The following is a 16,854-nucleotide window of genomic DNA, read 5'->3' as shown; positions in this document are numbered from 1 at the left end:
CGACGCATGAAAGCAGCGCCGAAAACGCCAAGACCAAAACGTCAGGAAGAACAGGCCAACTTTATCAGTTGGCGTTTTGCGTTGCTGTGCGGCTGTATTCTGCTGGCTCTGACTTTCCTGCTGGGCCGCGTGGCGTGGCTGCAGGTTATCAGTCCGGACATGCTGGTGCGTCAGGGCGATATGCGCTCCCTGCGCGTACAGGAAGTGTCTACCGCGCGCGGAATGATTACCGACCGCTCGGGCCGTCCGCTGGCGGTGAGCGTGCCGGTGAAGGCGATCTGGGCCGACCCGAAAGAGCTGCACGATGCCGGCGGCGTCACCCTCGACAACCGCTGGAAAGCGCTGGCGGACGCGCTGAATATGCCGCTGGATCAGCTGGCGTCGCGTATCAATAGCAACCCGCGGATGCGCTTTATCTATCTGGCCCGTCAGGTCAATCCGGATATGGCCGATTACATCCGGAAGCTTAAGCTGCCGGGGATCCACCTGCGCGAAGAGTCGCGCCGTTACTACCCGTCAGGCGAAGTCACCTCTCACCTTATCGGTTTTACCAACGTCGATAGCCAGGGGATTGAGGGCGTTGAGAAGAGCTTTGACAAGTGGCTTACCGGCCAGCCCGGCGAGCGTATCGTGCGTAAAGACCGCTACGGCCGCGTCATTGAGGATATCTCTTCCACCGACAGCCAGGCCGCGCACAACCTCGCGCTGAGCATCGACGAGCGCCTGCAGGCGCTGGTTTATCGCGAGCTCAACAACGCGGTGGCGTTTAACAAGGCGGAGTCGGGCAGCGCGGTGCTGGTTGACGTCAGCACCGGTGAAGTGTTGGCGATGGCCAACAGCCCGTCCTACAACCCGAATAATTTCTCCGGCACGGCAAAAGATATCATGCGTAACCGCGCCATCACCGACGTCTTCGAACCGGGTTCAACGGTCAAGCCGATGGTGGTGATGACCGCGCTCCAGCGCGGGATCGTCAACGAAAATACCGTGCTGAATACCATTCCCTACCGGATTAACGGCCACGAAATTAAAGACGTGGCGCGCTATAGCGAATTGACCCTGACCGGGGTACTACAGAAGTCGAGTAACGTCGGTGTTTCCAAGCTGGCGTTAGCGATGCCGTCCTCAGCGTTAGTAGATACTTACTCACGTTTTGGACTGGGAAAAGCGACCAATTTGGGGTTGGTCGGAGAACGCAGTGGCTTATACCCTCAAAAACAACGGTGGTCTGACATAGAGAGGGCCACCTTTTCTTTCGGCTATGGGCTAATGGTAACCCCGTTACAGTTAGCGCGAGTCTACGCAACGATCGGCAGCTACGGCGTTTATCGGCCGCTGTCGATTACTAAAGTTGATCCACCGGTTCCGGGCGAGCGCGTCTTCCCGGAACCTCTCGTTCGTACCGTGGTGCACATGATGGAAAGCGTGGCGCTGCCGGGCGGCGGCGGCGTGAAGGCGGCGATTAAAGGCTATCGCATCGCGATCAAAACCGGTACGGCGAAAAAAGTGGGGCCGGACGGCCGCTACATCAACAAATATATTGCTTACACCGCAGGCGTTGCGCCCGCCAGCCACCCGCGTTTCGCGCTGGTGGTGGTGATCAACGACCCGCAGGCGGGTAAATACTACGGCGGCGCCGTTTCCGCGCCGGTCTTCGGTGCCATCATGGGCGGCGTTCTGCGTACCATGAACATCGAACCGGATGCGCTGGCAACGGGCGAAAAAAGTGAATTTGTGATTAATCAAGGCGAGGGAACAGGTGGCAGATCGTAATTTGCGCGACCTTCTCGCTCCGTGGGTGCCAAATGCGCCGGAGCGAATTCTGCGAGAGATGACGCTGGACAGCCGGGTGGCGGCTTCCGGGGATCTCTTTATCGCGGTATTAGGTCATCAGGCGGACGGGCGTCGTTATATCCCGCAGGCGATAGCGCAAGGTGTTGCTGCCATTATAGCTGAGGCCAAAGATGAGGCCGGCGATGGTGAAATCCGTGAAATGCACGGCGTGCCGGTCATTTATCTTAGCCAGCTCAACGAGCGCCTTTCCGCGCTGGCCGGGCGTTTTTACCATCAGCCTTCTCAACAGCTGCGCCTGATCGGCGTGACCGGGACCAACGGCAAAACCACCACCACTCAGTCTGCTGGCGCAGTGGGGCAAGCTGCTCGGCGAAACCAGCGCGGTCATGGGGACGGTAGGCAACGGTCTGCTGGACAAGGTTATCCCGACGGAAAACACCACCGGTTCTGCGGTCGACGTTCAGCACGTGCTGTCCGGCCTGGTAGGGCAGGGGGCGACGCTGGCGGCGATGGAAGTTTCTTCTCACGGCCTGGTGCAGCACCGCGTAGCCGCGCTGCAGTTTGCCGCCTCGGTCTTTACCAACCTCAGCCGCGATCACCTGGACTATCACGGTGATATGGCGCATTACGAAGCGGCAAAATGGCTGCTCTATTCCGCCCACCACTGCGGTCAGGCGATCGTCAACGCCGATGATGAAGTGGGCCGCCGCTGGCTGGCGAAGCTGCCGGATGCGGTTGCTGTATCAATGGAAGACCATATTAATCCGAACTGTCACGGCCGCTGGCTGAAGGCCACCGCGGTGAGCTATCACGACAGCGGGGCGACCATTCAGTTCGACTCCAGGCTGGGGCAAGGGCGAAGTAGAGAGTCGCCTGATGGGCGCCTTTAACGTCAGCAATCTGCTGCTGGCGCTGGCTACGCTGCTGGCGCTGGGCTATCCGCTGGCCGAGCTGCTGAAAACGGCTCCTCGTCTGCAGCCGGTTTGCGGGCGCATGGAAGTCTTTAGCGCGCCGGGCAAAGCGACCGTGGTGGTGGATTACGCGCATACGCCCGATGCGCTTGAAAAAGCGCTGCAGGCCGCGCGTCTGCACTGCAATGGCAAGCTGTGGTGCGTCTTCGGCTGCGGCGGCGATCGCGATAAGGGCAAACGTCCGCTGATGGGCGCGATCGCCGAAGAGTTCGCCGATATCGCCGTTGTCACCGATGATAACCCGCGTACCGAAGAGCCTCGCGCCATTATCAACGATATCCTCGCCGGCATGCTTGATGCCGGGCGCGCGAAGGTGATGGAAGGCCGGGCGGAAGCGGTGACCAATGCGGTCATGCAGGCGAAAGAGGGCGACGTGGTGCTGGTCGCGGGTAAAGGCCATGAGGATTACCAGATTGTCGGCAACCGCCGCCTGGACTACTCCGATCGCGTGACCGTCGCGCGTTTACTGGGGACGGTAGCATGATTCGCTTTACGCTCACTCAGCTTGCCGATATCGCCAGCGGCGAACTGCACGGTAGCGATCTGGCCATCGATGAGGTCACATCGGATACCCGCAAAATAACGGCGGGCTGCGTGTTTGTGGCTCTCAAAGGCGAGCGCTTCGACGCTCACGACTTTGCCGCGCAGGCTAAACAGGCCGGCGCCGGCGCGCTGCTGGTCAGCCGCAGGCTGGAGTGCGATTTACCCCAGGTGGTGGTGAAGGACACCCGGCAGGCTTTCGGCGAGCTGGCCGCGTGGGTTCGCCAGCAGGTACCGACCCGCGTGGTCGCGCTGACCGGCTCCTCCGGGAAAACCTCGGTGAAAGAGATGACCGCGGCGATCCTCGGACAGTGCGGCACCACGCTGTATACCGCCGGCAACCTGAATAACGATATTGGCGTCCCGATGACGCTGCTGCGCCTGACGCGCGAGCACCGGTATGCGGTGATTGAGCTGGGCGCCAACCACCAGGGCGAAATTGCCTGGACCGTTAATCTGACGCGTCCTGAAGCCGCGCTGGTGAACAACCTGGCCGCCGCGCATCTGGAGGGCTTCGGCTCGCTGGCGGGCGTGGCGAAAGCGAAAGGCGAAATCTTTACCGGCCTGCCGGCAAACGGCATCGCCATTCTCAACGCCGACAATAACGACTGGCTGAACTGGCAGAGCGTCATTGGCGATCGTAAGGTTTGGCGCTTCTCGCCAAACGCCGCGAACAGCGACTTTACGGCGACCAATATTCATGTCACCAGCCACGGTACGGAATTTACCCTGCAAACCCCAACGGGGAGCGCGGACGTTCTGCTGCCGCTGCCGGGTCGCCATAATATCGCCAACGCATTGGCCGCAGCCGCGCTGGCAATGGCGGTCGGCGCTGATTTAGCCGCGGTGAAAGCCGGGCTGGCTCAGCTCACCGCGGTGCCCGGGCGCCTGTTCCCGATCCGGCTTACGGAAAATCAGACTGCTGCTTGATGATTCCTACAACGCCAACGTCGGCTCGATGAGCGCCGCGGTGCAGGTGCTGGCTGAAATGCCGGGCTACCGGGTGCTGGTGGTCGGCGATATGGCCGAGCTCGGCGCGGAAAGCGCCGCCTGCCATCGCCAGGTGGGCGACGCGGCGAAGATTGCCGGGCTCGATCGGGTGCTGAGCGTCGGCGCGCTGAGCGCGGATATCAGCTCCGCCAGCGGCGTCGGCGAGCACTTTAGCGAGAAATCCGCGCTGGTGGCTCGTCTGCGCGAGCTTATCGCAGAGCATAAAATTCTGACCATTTTAGTGAAGGGTTCACGTAGTGCCGCCATGGAAGAGGTAGTACGCGCATTACAGGAGAATGGAACATGTTAGTATGGCTGGCCGAACATCTGGTCAAATATTATTCCGGCTTTAACGTCTTTTCCTATCTGACGTTTCGCGCCATCGTCAGCCTGCTGACCGCGCTGTTCATCTCTTTGTGGATGGGCCCGCGCATGATCGCCCGTCTGCAAAAACTCTCCTTCGGTCAGGTCGTACGTAGCGACGGCCCGGAATCGCATTTTAGCAAGAAAGGCACCCCAACCATGGGCGGGATCATGATCCTCACCGCGATCGTGGTATCGGTCCTGCTGTGGGCTTATCCCTCTAACCCGTATGTCTGGTGCGTTCTGGCGGTGCTGGTCGGTTACGGCATCATTGGCTTCGTTGATGACTATCGCAAGGTGGTGCGCAAAGACACCAGGGGCCTGATTGCCCGCTGGAAATACTTCTGGATGTCGGTGATTGCGCTGGGCGTTGCCTTTGCGCTGTACATGGCCGGGAAAGATACGCCGGCTACCCAGCTGGTGGTGCCGTTCTTCAAAGACATCATGCCGCAGGCTGGGGCTGCTGTACATTTTGCTGGCCTACTTTGTAATCGTCGGTACCGGCAACGCGGTTAACCTCACCGATGGCCTCGACGGCCTGGCGATTATGCCTACCGTGTTTGTTGCCGCCGGCTTCGCGCTGGTGGCGTGGGCGTCGGGCAACATGAACTTCGCCAACTATCTGCATATTCCCTATCTGCGTCACGCCGGCGAACTGGTTATCGTCTGTACGGCCATTGTTGGCGCGGGCCTTGGCTTCCTGTGGTTTAACACCTATCCGGCTCAGGTCTTTATGGGCGACGTGGGTTCGCTGGCCCTCGGCGGCGCGCTGGGCATCATTGCCGTGCTGCTGCGTCAGGAATTCCTGCTGGTTATTATGGGTGGCGTTTTTGTTGTTGAGACCCTGTCGGTCATTCTGCAGGTCGGCTCCTTCAAGCTGCGCGGTCAGCGCATCTTCCGAATGGCGCCGATTCATCACCACTATGAACTGAAAGGCTGGCCGGAACCGCGCGTGATCGTGCGTTTCTGGATTATTTCGCTGATGCTGGTGCTGATTGGCCTGGCGACGCTGAAGGTACGTTAATCATGGCAGATTATCAGGGTAAGAAAGTCGTCATTATTGGGCTGGGTATGACCGGCCTGTCTTGCGTGGACTTTTTCATGGCCCGCGGCGTGACGCCGCGCGTCATGGATACTCGCGCTGCGCCTTCCGGCCTGGATAAGCTGCCGGAAGAGGTGGAGCGCTACGTTGGCGGCCTGAACGAAGATTGGCTGCTGGCGGCCGATCTGATCGTGGCAAGCCCCGGTATCGCCCTGGCACATCCCTCCCTGAGCGCGGCGGCGGATGCCGGCGTGGAAATCGTTGGCGATATCGAGCTGTTCTGCCGCGAGGCGCAGGCGCCGATCGTGGCGATTACCGGTTCAAACGGTAAAAGCACCGTCACCACCCTGGTGGGTGAAATGGCGAAGGCGGCCGGCGTAAACGTCGGCGTCGGCGGCAATATTGGCCTGCCGGCCCTGATGCTGCTGGATCCTGAACGCGAGCTGTATGTTCTCGAACTCTCCAGCTTCCAGCTGGAAACCACCGCCAGTCTGCGGGCGGTTGCCGCGACGATCCTCAACGTGACCGAAGATCATATGGACCGCTACCCGCTGGGTCTGCAGCAGTATCGGGCGGCCAAGCTGCGCGTTTATGAAAACGCGAAGAACTGCATCGTGAATGCCGACGACGGCTTGACGATGCCGGTGCGCGGCGCCGATGAGCGCTGCATTAGCTTTGGCGTTGACGTCGGCGACTACCACCTCAACCGCCAGCAGGGGGAAACCTGGCTGCGGGTGAAAGGTGAGAAAGTGCTGAACGTCAAAGAGATGCGCATCACTGGCCAGCATAACTACAGCAACGCCCTGGCGGCGCTGGCGCTGGCGGATGCCGCGGGTCTGCCGCGGGCCAGCAGCCTCAAAGCGTTGACCACCTTTACCGGCCTGGCGCACCGTTTCCAGCTGGCGCTGGAGCATAACGGCGTGCGCTGGATTAACGATTCCAAAGCCACCAACGTTGGCAGCACCGAGGCGGCGCTGAACGGCCTGCATCTGGACGGCACGCTCTATCTGCTGCTCGGCGGCGACGGCAAGTCCGCTGATTTCGCGCCGCTGAAGCGTTACCTGGCCGGCGATAATATCCGCCTCTACTGCTTCGGTCGCGACGGCGAGCAGACTGGCGGCGCTGCGCCCTGAGGCGGCGACGCAAACGGAAACGATGGAGCAGGCGATGCGTCAAATTGCGCCGCTGCTCAAGTCGGGCGACATGGTGCTGCTGTCACCGGCCTGCGCCAGCCTCGATCAGTTTAAAAACTTTGAACAACGGGGGGATATCTTTACCCGCCTGGCGAAGGAGTTAGGCTGATGCGTCTCTCCCTCCCGCGCCTGAGAATGCCCCGACTGACGCTGCCGCGTTTCCCGGGAATGCGTATCTTCTCCTGGCTGTTTGCCGCGCTGAAGGGCTGGGTGATGGGCTCGCGGCAGAAAGATAACGACAGCCTGGTGATGTATGACCGGATGCTGCTGTGGCTGACGTTTGGCCTGGCGGCGATCGGCTTCATTATGGTGACCTCGGCCTCAATGCCGGTGGGTCAGCGTCTGGCGAACGATCCGTTTTTGTTTGCCAAGCGCGACGGCCTTTACATCCTGCTGGCGCTGGGGCTCGCGCTGGTGACCCTGCGCCTGCCGATGGAGTTTTGGCAGCGGCACAGTACCGCGATGCTGATCGCCTCGATCGTGATGCTGCTGATCGTGCTGGTGGTCGGCAGACTCGGTAAACGGGGCATCGCGCTGGATTGCGCTGGGCCCGCTGCGCATTCAGCCCGCAGAGTTTACCAAGCTGTCGCTGTTCTGCTACATCGCCAACTACCTGGTGCGTAAGGGCGATGAGGTGCGTAATAACCTGCGCGGCTTCCTGAAGCCGATGGGCGTGATTTTCGTGCTGGCGATTCTGCTGCTGGCGCAGCCGGACCTCGGAACGGTAGTCGTACTGTTCGTGACGACCCTGGCGATGTTGTTCCTCGCCGGCGCCAAACTATGGCAGTTCATTGCCATTATTGGCATGGGGATCTCGGCGGTGGTGCTGCTGATCCTCGCCGAACCGTATCGTATTCGCCGCGTGACCTCCTTCTGGAACCCGTGGGAGGATCCGTTCGGCAGCGGCTACCAGCTGACCCAGTCGCTGATGGCCTTTGGCCGCGGCGAAATGTGGGGGCAGGGCTTAGGCAACTCGGTACAGAAACTGGAGTATTTGCCGGAAGCGCACACTGACTTCATCTTCGCCATTATCGCCGAGGAACTTGGTTATATCGGTGTGGTACTGGCTCTTTTAATGGTATTCTTCGTCGCTTTTCGCGCCATGTCCATTGGCCGCAAAGCCCTGGAGATTGACCACCGTTTCTCCGGCTTTCTGGCCTGTGCGATCGGGATCTGGTTTAGCTTCCAGGCACTGGTTAACGTCGGCGCGGCTGCGGGCATGCTGCCGACCAAGGGGCTGACGCTGCCGCTTATCAGCTACGGCGGCTCCAGCCTGCTGATTATGTCGACGGCCATTATGCTGCTGTTGCGTATTGATTATGAAACGCGTCTGGAAAAAGCCCAGGCGTTTACACGGGGTGTTCGATGAGCGGTCAGGAAAAGCGGTTAATGGTGATGGCGGGCGGTACCGGCGGGCATGTGTTCCCGGGACTGGCGGTCGCGCACCATTTAATGGACCAGGGCTGGCAGGTTCGCTGGCTGGGTACCGCCGATCGTATGGAAGCGGACTTAGTGCCGAAGCACGGTATTGAGATCGATTTTATCCGCATCTCCGGCCTGCGCGGCAAAGGCCTGAAGGCGCAGTCTGCTGGCGCCGGTGCGTATTTTCAACGCCTGGCGCCAGGCGCGCGCGATTATGCAGCGTTTCCGGCCGGACGTTGTGCTGGGGATGGGCGGATACGTTTCCGGCCCCGGCGGGCTGGCGGCGTGGTCGCTGGGCATTCCGGTGGTGCTGCACGAACAGAACGGTATTGCCGGCCTGACCAATAAATGGCTGGCAAAAATTGCGAAGAAAGTGATGCAGGCGTTTCCCGGCGCGTTCCCCCACGCCGACGTGGTGGGCAACCCGGTGCGTACCGATGTGCTTGCGCTGCCTCTGCCGGAGCAGCGGCTGGTTGGGCGCCAGGGGCCGACCCGCGTTTTAGTGGTTGGCGGCTCGCAGGGCGCCCGCGTGCTGAACCAGACCATGCCGCTGGTGGCCGGGAAGCTGGGCAGCGCGGTAACTCTCTGGCACCAGAGCGGCAAAGGCGCCCAGCAGACGGTACAGCAGGCTTACGCCGATGCCGGGCAGCCGCAGCACAAGGTGACCGAATTTATTGATGACATGGCGGCGGCGTATGCCTGGGCCGATGTGGTGGTCTGTCGTTCCGGTGCGCTGACGGTGAGCGAAATTGCCGCCGCAGGATTACCGGCGCTGTTTGTGCCGTTTCAGCACAAGGATCGCCAGCAGTACTGGAACGCGCTGCCGCTGGAGAAAGCGGGAGCCGCGAAAATTCTCGAACAGCCCCAGTTCACGGTGGATGCCGTGGCGCACACCCTGGCCGGCTGGGATCGGGAAACGCTGCTGGATATGGCGGAACGAGCGCGCAGAGCCTCGATTCCGGATGCTACCGAGCGGGTAGCGGAAGAAGTGAGCGCTGCAGCACTGGCGCGCTAATCGCGGTGAATCCCACCGCTCGAATAGAGAAGTTGATGGCGTAAAGAATGAATACACAAGATTTGGCGAAACTGCGTTCCATAGTGCCCGAGATGCGTCGCGTCCGGCACATCCACTTTGTTGGCATTGGCGGTGCCGGTATGGGCGGTATTGCCGAAGTTCTGGCCAACGAAGGCTACCAGATTTCCGGCTCCGACCTGGCGCCGAATCCGGTTACGCAACATCTGACTAAGCTTGGCGCCACGATCTATTTCAACCATCGCCCTGAAAACGTGCGTGACGCCAGCGTGGTGGTGGTTTCCAGCGCAATCTCTGCGGACAATCCGGAGATTGTTGCCGCCCATGAAGCGCGTATTCCGGTTATCCGTCGCGCGGAGATGCTGGCGGAGCTGATGCGTTTTCGTCACGGCATCGCTATCGCCGGCACGCACGGTAAAACCACGACCACCGCGATGGTCTCCAGTATTTATGCCGAGGCCGGCCTCGATCCGACCTTCGTCAACGGTGGGCTGGTCAAAGCCGCCGGCGTTCATGCCCGTCTCGGGCACAGCCGCTATCTGATTGCGGAAGCGGATGAGAGCGATGCGTCGTTCCTGCATCTGCAGCCGATGGTTGCCGTGGTGACCAATATTGAAGCCGATCACATGGATACCTACCACGGTGATTTTGAAAACTTAAAGCAGACGTTCGTTAACTTCCTGCACAACCTGCCGTTCTACGGACGCGCGGTGATGTGCGTGGACGACCCGGTCATTCGCGAACTGCTGCCGCGCGTTGGCCGCCAGACGACGACCTACGGCTTTAGCGATGATGCCGACGTGCGTATTGAAGACTATCGCCAGCTTGGCGCGCAGGGCCATTTCCGCCTCGTGCGCCAGGACAAAGAGGTTATCCAGGTCACGCTAAACGCGCCGGGTCGCCATAATGCGCTGAATGCGTCGGCGGCCGTGGCGGTGGCGACGGAAGAGGGTATTGAAGACGACGCGATTCTGCGGGCGCTGGAAGCGTTCCAGGGCACCGGCCGTCGCTTTGATTTCCTCGGCGAATATCCGCTGGCTGAGGTCAACGGTAAAAGCGGCAGCGCGATGCTGATTGATGATTACGGTCATCACCCGACGGAAGTGGATGCGACCATTAAAGCGGCTCGCGCCGGCTGGCCGGATAAAAATCTGGTGATGCTGTTCCAGCCGCACCGCTTTACCCGCACGCGCGATCTGTACGACGATTTTGCCAACGTGCTGACCCAGGTCGACTCGCTGCTGATGCTGGACGTTTACTCCGCCGGCGAAGCTCCGATCCCTGGCGCGGATAGCCGCTCCCTGTGCCGCACTATTCGCGGTCGCGGCAAGGTGGACCCGATTCTGCTTTCCGACCCGGCCCAGGCGGCAGAGATGCTGGCGTCGGTGCTGACCGGCAACGACCTGGTGCTGGTGCAGGGCGCGGGGAATATAGGCAAAATTGCCCGCCACCTGGCTGAAATTAAACTCATGCCGCAAAAAGCGGAGGAGGAGCGCCGTGGCTGATAAAATCGCGGTTCTTTTCGGCGGGAGCTCCGCCGAGCGGGAAGTGTCGCTCAACTCTGGCGCGGCGGTGCTTGCCGGTCTGCGTGAGGGCGGCGTTGACGCGCATCCCATCGACCCTCGCGATGTCGATATTACCCAGCTAAAGCAGATGGGTTTTAAGAAAGCGTTTATTGCGTTGCACGGCCGCGGTGGGGAAGATGGAACGTTGCAGGGGCTGCTGGAGCTGATTCAGCTGCCTTATACCGGCAGCGGCGTGATGGCGTCGGCAATCTCGATGGATAAAGTGCGCAGTAAATTACTGTGGCAGGGCGCGGGCTTACCCGTTGCACCGTGGGTGGCGCTGACCCGTTCGCAGTTCAACGCGGGCCTTAGCGCTGAGGTCGCGCAGCAGATTACGGCGCTTGGCCTGCCGCTGATTATTAAGCCGAGCCGTGAAGGTTCCAGCGTCGGCATGTCGAAAGTGAGCGAAAGCTGTGAATTACACAATGCATTGGCGCTGGCTTTTCAGCATGATGATGAAGTTCTGATTGAGAAATGGCTCAGTGGGCCGGAATTCACCGTCGCTATCGTCGGTGAAGATATTTTACCGTCAATTCGTATCCATGCGGCTGGAACCTTCTATGATTATGAGGCGAAGTATCTCTCTGATGAGACGCAATATTTCTGCCCTGGTTGTGAGGATCCTGCCCGCGAGTCAGAAATTCAGGCCCTGGTACTGAAAGCCTGGCATGTTCTTGGCTGTAGCGGCTGGGGACGGATTGACGTGATGCTGGACAGCGATGGCCAGTTTTATCTGTTAGAAGCGAATACTTCCCCTGGCATGACCAGCCATAGCCTGGTGCCGATGGCGGCGCGTCAGGCGGGGATGAGCTTCTCACAGCTTGTTGTTCGAATTTTGGACCTGGCGGGGTGATATGTCGCAGGCTGCGCTGAATACGCGGAACCACGAAGAAGAAGAAACGTCTTCTTCGCGCCGAAGTAATGGAACTCGTCTGGCGGGGATTTTCTTCCTGCTGGCGGTGCTGTGTACCGTATTGGTCAGCGGGTGGATGGTTCTGGGCTGGATGGAAGACGCACAGCGTTTACCGCTGTCCAAGATGGTGGTAACCGGTGAGCGTCACTACACGCGTAATGACGATATTCGCCAGGCAATTCTGGCGCTGGGTTCTCCGGGAACCTTTATGACTCAGGATGTGAATATCATCCAAAGTCAGATTGAGCGCCTGCCGTGGATTAAACAGGCGAGCGTCAGAAAGCAGTGGCCGGACGAATTGAAGATTCATCTGGTTGAATATGTGCCGATTGCGCGTTGGAATGATCAGCATATGGTAGACGTAGAAGGCAACTCTTTCAGCGTCCCGGCGGATCGCACCAATAAACAGAATTTACCGATGCTGTATGGCCCGGAAGGCAGCGAGAACGAAGTGTTGCAAGGATATCGCGACATGGGGCAGGTGCTGGCAAAGGATAAATTCACGTTGAAAGTGGCGGCGATGACCGCGCGTCGCTCCTGGCAGCTGACGCTTAATAACGATATTAAGCTCAATCTTGGCCGCGGCGACACCATGAAACGTCTTCAGCGCTTTATGGAACTTTACCCGGTTCTTCAGCAGCAGGCGCAGACCGATGGCAAACGGATAAGCTACGTTGATTTGCGCTATGACTCGGGTGCGGCGGTAGGCTGGGTGCCTGCTCCCGTAGAGGAAACTAATCAACAACAGAATCAGGCACAGGCAGAACAACAATGATCAAGGCGACGGACAGAAAGCTGGTAGTTGGACTGGAGATTGGCACCGCGAAGGTTGCCGCTTTAGTAGGGGAAGTTCTGCCCGACGGCGTGGTTAATATCATTGGCGTGGGCAGCTGCCCATCGCGTGGTATGGATAAAGGCGGGGTTAACGATCTGGAATCGGTGGTGAAATGCGTACAGCGCGCCATTGATCAGGCCGAACTGATGGCGGATTGCCAGATTTCATCAGTGTATCTGGCGCTTTCAGGTAAACATATTAGCTGTCAAAATGAAATTGGCATGGTGCCGATTTCAGAAGAAGAGGTGACGCTGGACGACGTTGAAAACGTGGTGCATACCGCCAAGTCTGTCCGCGTACGCGATGAGCATCGCGTGCTGCACGTCATCCCGCAGGAGTACGCCATTGACTACCAGGAGGGGATTAAAAACCCGGTTGGCCTGTCCGGCGTGCGTATGCAGGCAAAAGTGCATTTGATTACCTGCCATAACGATATGGCAAAAAATATTGTTAAAGCGGTGGAGCGATGCGGTCTGAAAGTGGACCAGCTTATCTTCGCCGGTTTAGCGGCCAGTTACTCCGTGTTGACGGAAGATGAACGTGAGCTGGGTGTCTGCGTGGTGGACATCGGCGGTGGTACAATGGATATCGCCGTCTATACCGGCGGCGCGCTGCGTCATACCAAAGTGATCCCGTACGCGGGCAACGTGGTAACCAGCGATATCGCCTATGCCTTCGGTACGCCGCCGAGCGATGCCGAAGCGATCAAGGTGCGCCACGGCTGCGCGCTGGGCTCAATGGTCGGTAAAGACGAAAACGTCGAAGTCCCGAGCGTAGGCGGACGCCCGCCGCGCAGCCTGCAGCGTCAGACGCTGGCAGAGGTCATTGAGCCGCGTTATACCGAACTGCTCAATCTGGTCAATGAAGAGATCCTGCAGCTGCAGGAACAGCTCCGCCAGCAGGGCGTTAAGCACCATCTGGCGGCGGGGATTGTTTTAACCGGCGGCGCGGCGCAAATTGAAGGCCTTGCCGCCTGTGCGCAGCGGGTATTCCATACGCAGGTGCGTATCGGTGCCCCGCTGAACATTACCGGTTTAACGGATTATGCCCAGGAGCCGTATTATTCAACGGCGGTTGGGCTGCTGCACTACGGGAAGGAGTCTCATCTTAGTGGTGAAGCAGAAGTGGAAAAACGCGTAACTGCATCAGTTGGCTCGTGGATTAAGCGACTAAATAGCTGGCTGCGAAAAGAGTTTTAATTTTTTAAGAGAACGCAGAAAATTAGCGTTCTCAGGCGACAGGCACAAGACGGAGAGAAACTATGTTTGAACCAATGGAATTAACCAACGACGCGGTGATTAAAGTCATCGGCGTCGGTGGCGGCGGCGGTAATGCCGTAGAGCACATGGTGCGCGAGCGCATTGAAGGTGTTGAATTCTTCGCGGTGAACACCGACGCGCAGGCGCTGCGTAAAACGGCCGTTGGCCAGACTATTCAGATTGGCAGCGGTATTACCAAGGGTCTGGGCGCAGGCGCCAACCCGGAAGTCGGCCGCAATGCGGCGGATGAAGACCGTGAAGCGCTGCGTGCTGCTCTCGACGGCGCAGACATGGTGTTTATCGCGGCTGGTATGGGCGGTGGTACCGGTACCGGTGCGGCGCCAGTGGTCGCAGAAGTGGCGAAGGATCTGGGGATCCTGACCGTTGCGGTTGTGACTAAGCCCTTCAATTTTGAAGGCAAGAAGCGTATGGCTTTTGCCGAGCAGGGGATCACCGAGCTCTCCAAGCACGTGGATTCACTGATCACTATCCCGAACGACAAGCTGCTGAAAGTTCTCGGCCGCGGCATTTCGCTGCTGGACGCTTTCGGCGCAGCAAACGACGTGCTGAAAGGCGCAGTGCAGGGGATCGCCGAACTGATTACCCGTCCGGGTCTGATGAACGTCGACTTTGCGGACGTGCGCACCGTGATGTCCGAAATGGGCTACGCGATGATGGGCTCCGGCGTGGCGAGCGGTGAAGACCGTGCGGAAGAAGCGGCTGAAATGGCGATTTCTTCTCCGCTGCTGGAAGATATCGATCTGTCCGGCGCGCGCGGCGTTCTGGTCAACATCACCGCTGGCTTCGACCTGCGTCTGGATGAGTTCGAAACCGTAGGTAACACTATCCGCGCATTCGCATCGGATAACGCGACCGTGGTTATCGGTACTTCTCTGGATCCGGATATGAACGATGAGCTGCGCGTGACCGTGGTTGCTACCGGTATTGGCATGGACAAACGTCCGGAAATTACCCTGGTAACCAACAAGCAGGTTCAGCAGCCGGTAATGGATCGCTACCAGCAGCACGGTATGGCGCCGCTGAATCAAGAGCAGAAACCGGCAGCGAAAGTGGTGAACGACAATACGCCGCAAACCGCGAAAGAGCCGGATTATCTGGATATCCCAGCCTTCCTGCGCAAGCAAGCTGATTAAGAATTGGCTGGAAGTTGGGCATCAGCGCTCTTTGTGCTAAACTGGCCGTCCGAAAGTGTTATACACTTCGGTTGGATTGGTAACTTGGCGAGATTATACGATGATCAAACAAAGGACACTTAAACGTATCGTTCAGGCGACTGGCGTCGGTTTGCATACCGGCAAGAAAGTCACGCTGACGTTACGACCTGCGCCGGCCAATACCGGGGTCATCTATCGTCGCACCGACTTGAATCCACCGGTAGATTTTCCGGCAGATGCCAAATCCGTGCGGGATACTATGCTGGCGACCTGCCTGGTAAACGAGCATGACGTGCGGATTTCAACGGTCGAGCACCTGAATGCTGCGCTGGCCGGGCTGGGTATCGACAACATTATTGTTGAAGTCGATGCGCCGGAGATCCCGATTATGGACGGCAGCGCCGCGCCGTTCGTCTACCTGCTGCTTGATGCCGGGATTGACGAACTGAACTCGGCCAAAAAGTTTGTCCGCGTGAAAGAGACGGTTCGCGTTGAAGACGGTGACAAATGGGCTGAAATCAAACCGTTCAATGGTTTTTCGCTGGACTTTACCATCGACTTTAACCATCCGGCGATTGATTCAAGCACTCAGCGCTACGCGATGAACTTCTCTGCTGATGCATTTATGCGCCAGATTAGCCGTGCGCGTACCTTCGGTTTTATGCGTGATATCGAATATCTGCAGTCCCGCGGCCTGTGCCTGGGCGGCAGCTTCGATTGTGCCATCGTTGTTGACGATTATCGCGTATTGAACGAAGACGGCTTACGCTTTGAAGATGAGTTTGTCCGCCACAAAATGCTGGATGCGATTGGTGACCTGTTTATGTGTGGTCACAATATCATTGGCGCATTCACGGCGTTCAAATCAGGTCACGCGTTGAATAACAAACTGCTGCAGGCCGTCCTGGCAAAACAGGAAGCCTGGGAGTATGTGACCTTCGAAGACGAAGCGGAAATGCCGTTAGCATTCCGTGCACCATCAATGGTTATGGCGTAAGCCTGACCATTCAGTAAAATCGACTGGTAACCTGGTACTCTCTCTCCGGCCAGGGAACCAGTCGTTTTCTTTTTTATCTCCCGGTTCTCATTTCATCCCGATTTCACGATCGCTGATGCCGCGCGTTCGCTGCTTAATTGACCGCTTTTACCTCCGCAAAGCTTTCATTCCTGCTGCCGTGGCGCGGTATTAATGGTAAGATTTGGGCGCAAAATTATTTCCTGGGATTGCTTTAACTAAAGGTAATGGACGTGAGTGGATTGCTGACGCGCTGGCGACAGTTTGGCAGACGGTATTTCTGGCCGCATCTCCTGTTGGGGATGGTCGCGGCTAGCTTTGGCCTGCCTGCGCTAAGCAATAGTCACGAAACGGCATCACCGGCGAAAGCAACCGCCAGCAGCCATACGCCAAATAAAGTTAATTTCTCCCAGCTGGCGCTGCTGGATGCCAGCCGCCGGCCAAACTTTACCGTCGATTACTGGCACCAGCACGCCATCCGCACGGTTATCCGTCATCTGTCATTTGCCATGGCGCCCCAGGCGCTGCCGGTTGCGGAAGAGTCTTCGCCGCTGCAGGCGCAGCACCTGGCTCTGCTTGATACGCTCAGCGCGCTGCTGACCCAGGAAAGCAAACCGCCGGTCATGGTGCGCCAGACGGCATACAACCCCTCCCATCGCGCCTTTTGCGTCTCCGCCTGGATTAGCCAGGTCAGCGGGATACGCGCCGGGCCACAACGCCTCAGCTGAACTAAAAACGGATCAT

At 58.8% G+C, this 16,854-nt stretch carries 8 protein-coding genes and 6 pseudogenes; all 14 read left to right on the top strand.

Annotation, left to right across the window (positions count from 1 at the left end; all coding sequences use genetic code 11):
* Positions 1–6 precede the first annotated feature (6 nt).
* The 14 genes and pseudogenes from ABOC21_RS20565 (at position 7) to secM (ending at position 16,838) form a co-directional block, all read left to right on the top strand.
* Positions 7–1,773: a peptidoglycan glycosyltransferase FtsI gene (locus tag ABOC21_RS20565; protein WP_426813087.1), complete on the top strand. Its 1,767-nt coding sequence runs from the start codon at positions 7–9 to the stop codon at positions 1,771–1,773.
* Positions 1,760–3,249 (top strand): annotated as a pseudogene (gene murE / locus ABOC21_RS20560) (UDP-N-acetylmuramoyl-L-alanyl-D-glutamate--2,6-diaminopimelate ligase). Before ABOC21_RS20565 ends, murE begins: the two are co-directional and overlap by 14 nt.
* A pseudogene (gene murF, locus ABOC21_RS20555) lies at positions 3,246–4,605 on the top strand (UDP-N-acetylmuramoyl-tripeptide--D-alanyl-D-alanine ligase). Before murE ends, murF begins: the two co-directional pseudogenes overlap by 4 nt.
* A pseudogene (mraY, locus tag ABOC21_RS20550) lies at positions 4,599–5,682 on the top strand (phospho-N-acetylmuramoyl-pentapeptide-transferase). Before murF ends, mraY begins: the two co-directional pseudogenes overlap by 7 nt.
* A gap of 2 nt (positions 5,683–5,684) precedes the next feature.
* Positions 5,685–7,002 (top strand): annotated as a pseudogene (murD, locus tag ABOC21_RS20545) (UDP-N-acetylmuramoyl-L-alanine--D-glutamate ligase).
* Positions 7,002–8,262 (top strand): annotated as a pseudogene (gene ftsW, locus ABOC21_RS20540) (cell division protein FtsW). Before murD ends, ftsW begins: the two co-directional pseudogenes overlap by 1 nt.
* Positions 8,259–9,330 (top strand): annotated as a pseudogene (gene murG, locus ABOC21_RS20535) (undecaprenyldiphospho-muramoylpentapeptide beta-N-acetylglucosaminyltransferase). The pseudogenes ftsW and murG overlap by 4 nt, the downstream one beginning before the upstream one ends.
* A 47-nt stretch (positions 9,331–9,377) precedes the next feature.
* On the top strand, positions 9,378–10,853 hold the full coding sequence (gene murC, locus ABOC21_RS20530; protein ID WP_426813086.1) for a UDP-N-acetylmuramate--L-alanine ligase: 1,476 nt from the start codon (positions 9,378–9,380) through the stop codon (positions 10,851–10,853).
* Positions 10,846–11,766: a D-alanine--D-alanine ligase gene (locus tag ABOC21_RS20525; RefSeq protein ID WP_426813085.1), complete on the top strand. Its 921-nt coding sequence runs from the start codon at positions 10,846–10,848 to the stop codon at positions 11,764–11,766. The genes murC and ABOC21_RS20525 overlap by 8 nt, the downstream gene beginning before the upstream one ends.
* Position 11,767: 1 nt before the next feature.
* The gene (ftsQ, locus tag ABOC21_RS20520; protein ID WP_426813084.1) at positions 11,768–12,601 is read left to right on the top strand and encodes a cell division protein FtsQ; all 834 of its coding nucleotides are present in this window, start codon (positions 11,768–11,770) and stop codon (positions 12,599–12,601) included.
* Entirely contained in the window at positions 12,598–13,860 is a 1,263-nt protein-coding gene (gene ftsA / locus ABOC21_RS20515) for a cell division protein FtsA (RefSeq protein WP_426813083.1), read from the top strand. Before ftsQ ends, ftsA begins: the two co-directional genes overlap by 4 nt.
* 62 nt (positions 13,861–13,922) lie before the next feature.
* The gene (gene ftsZ / locus ABOC21_RS20510) at positions 13,923–15,074 is read left to right on the top strand and encodes a cell division protein FtsZ (RefSeq protein ID WP_041144053.1); all 1,152 of its coding nucleotides are present in this window, start codon (positions 13,923–13,925) and stop codon (positions 15,072–15,074) included.
* Between the two features lie 100 nt (positions 15,075–15,174).
* Complete coding sequence (lpxC, locus tag ABOC21_RS20505) at positions 15,175–16,092, top strand: UDP-3-O-acyl-N-acetylglucosamine deacetylase (RefSeq protein ID WP_426813082.1); 918 nt, start codon at positions 15,175–15,177, stop codon at positions 16,090–16,092.
* Positions 16,093–16,343: 251 nt separating this feature from the next.
* Positions 16,344–16,838, top strand: coding sequence for a secA translation cis-regulator SecM (gene secM, locus ABOC21_RS20500; RefSeq protein ID WP_426813081.1), 495 nt, complete (start codon positions 16,344–16,346; stop codon positions 16,836–16,838).
* Positions 16,839–16,854: the final 16 nt, after the last annotated feature.

Origin of the sequence: Klebsiella sp. WOUb02, assembly GCF_050058015.1 — a bacterium.
GTDB lineage: Bacteria > Pseudomonadota > Gammaproteobacteria > Enterobacterales > Enterobacteriaceae > Klebsiella.
The sequence above is the reverse complement of the archived record's forward strand: the minus strand, read 5'-3'. Positions and strand labels throughout refer to the sequence as shown.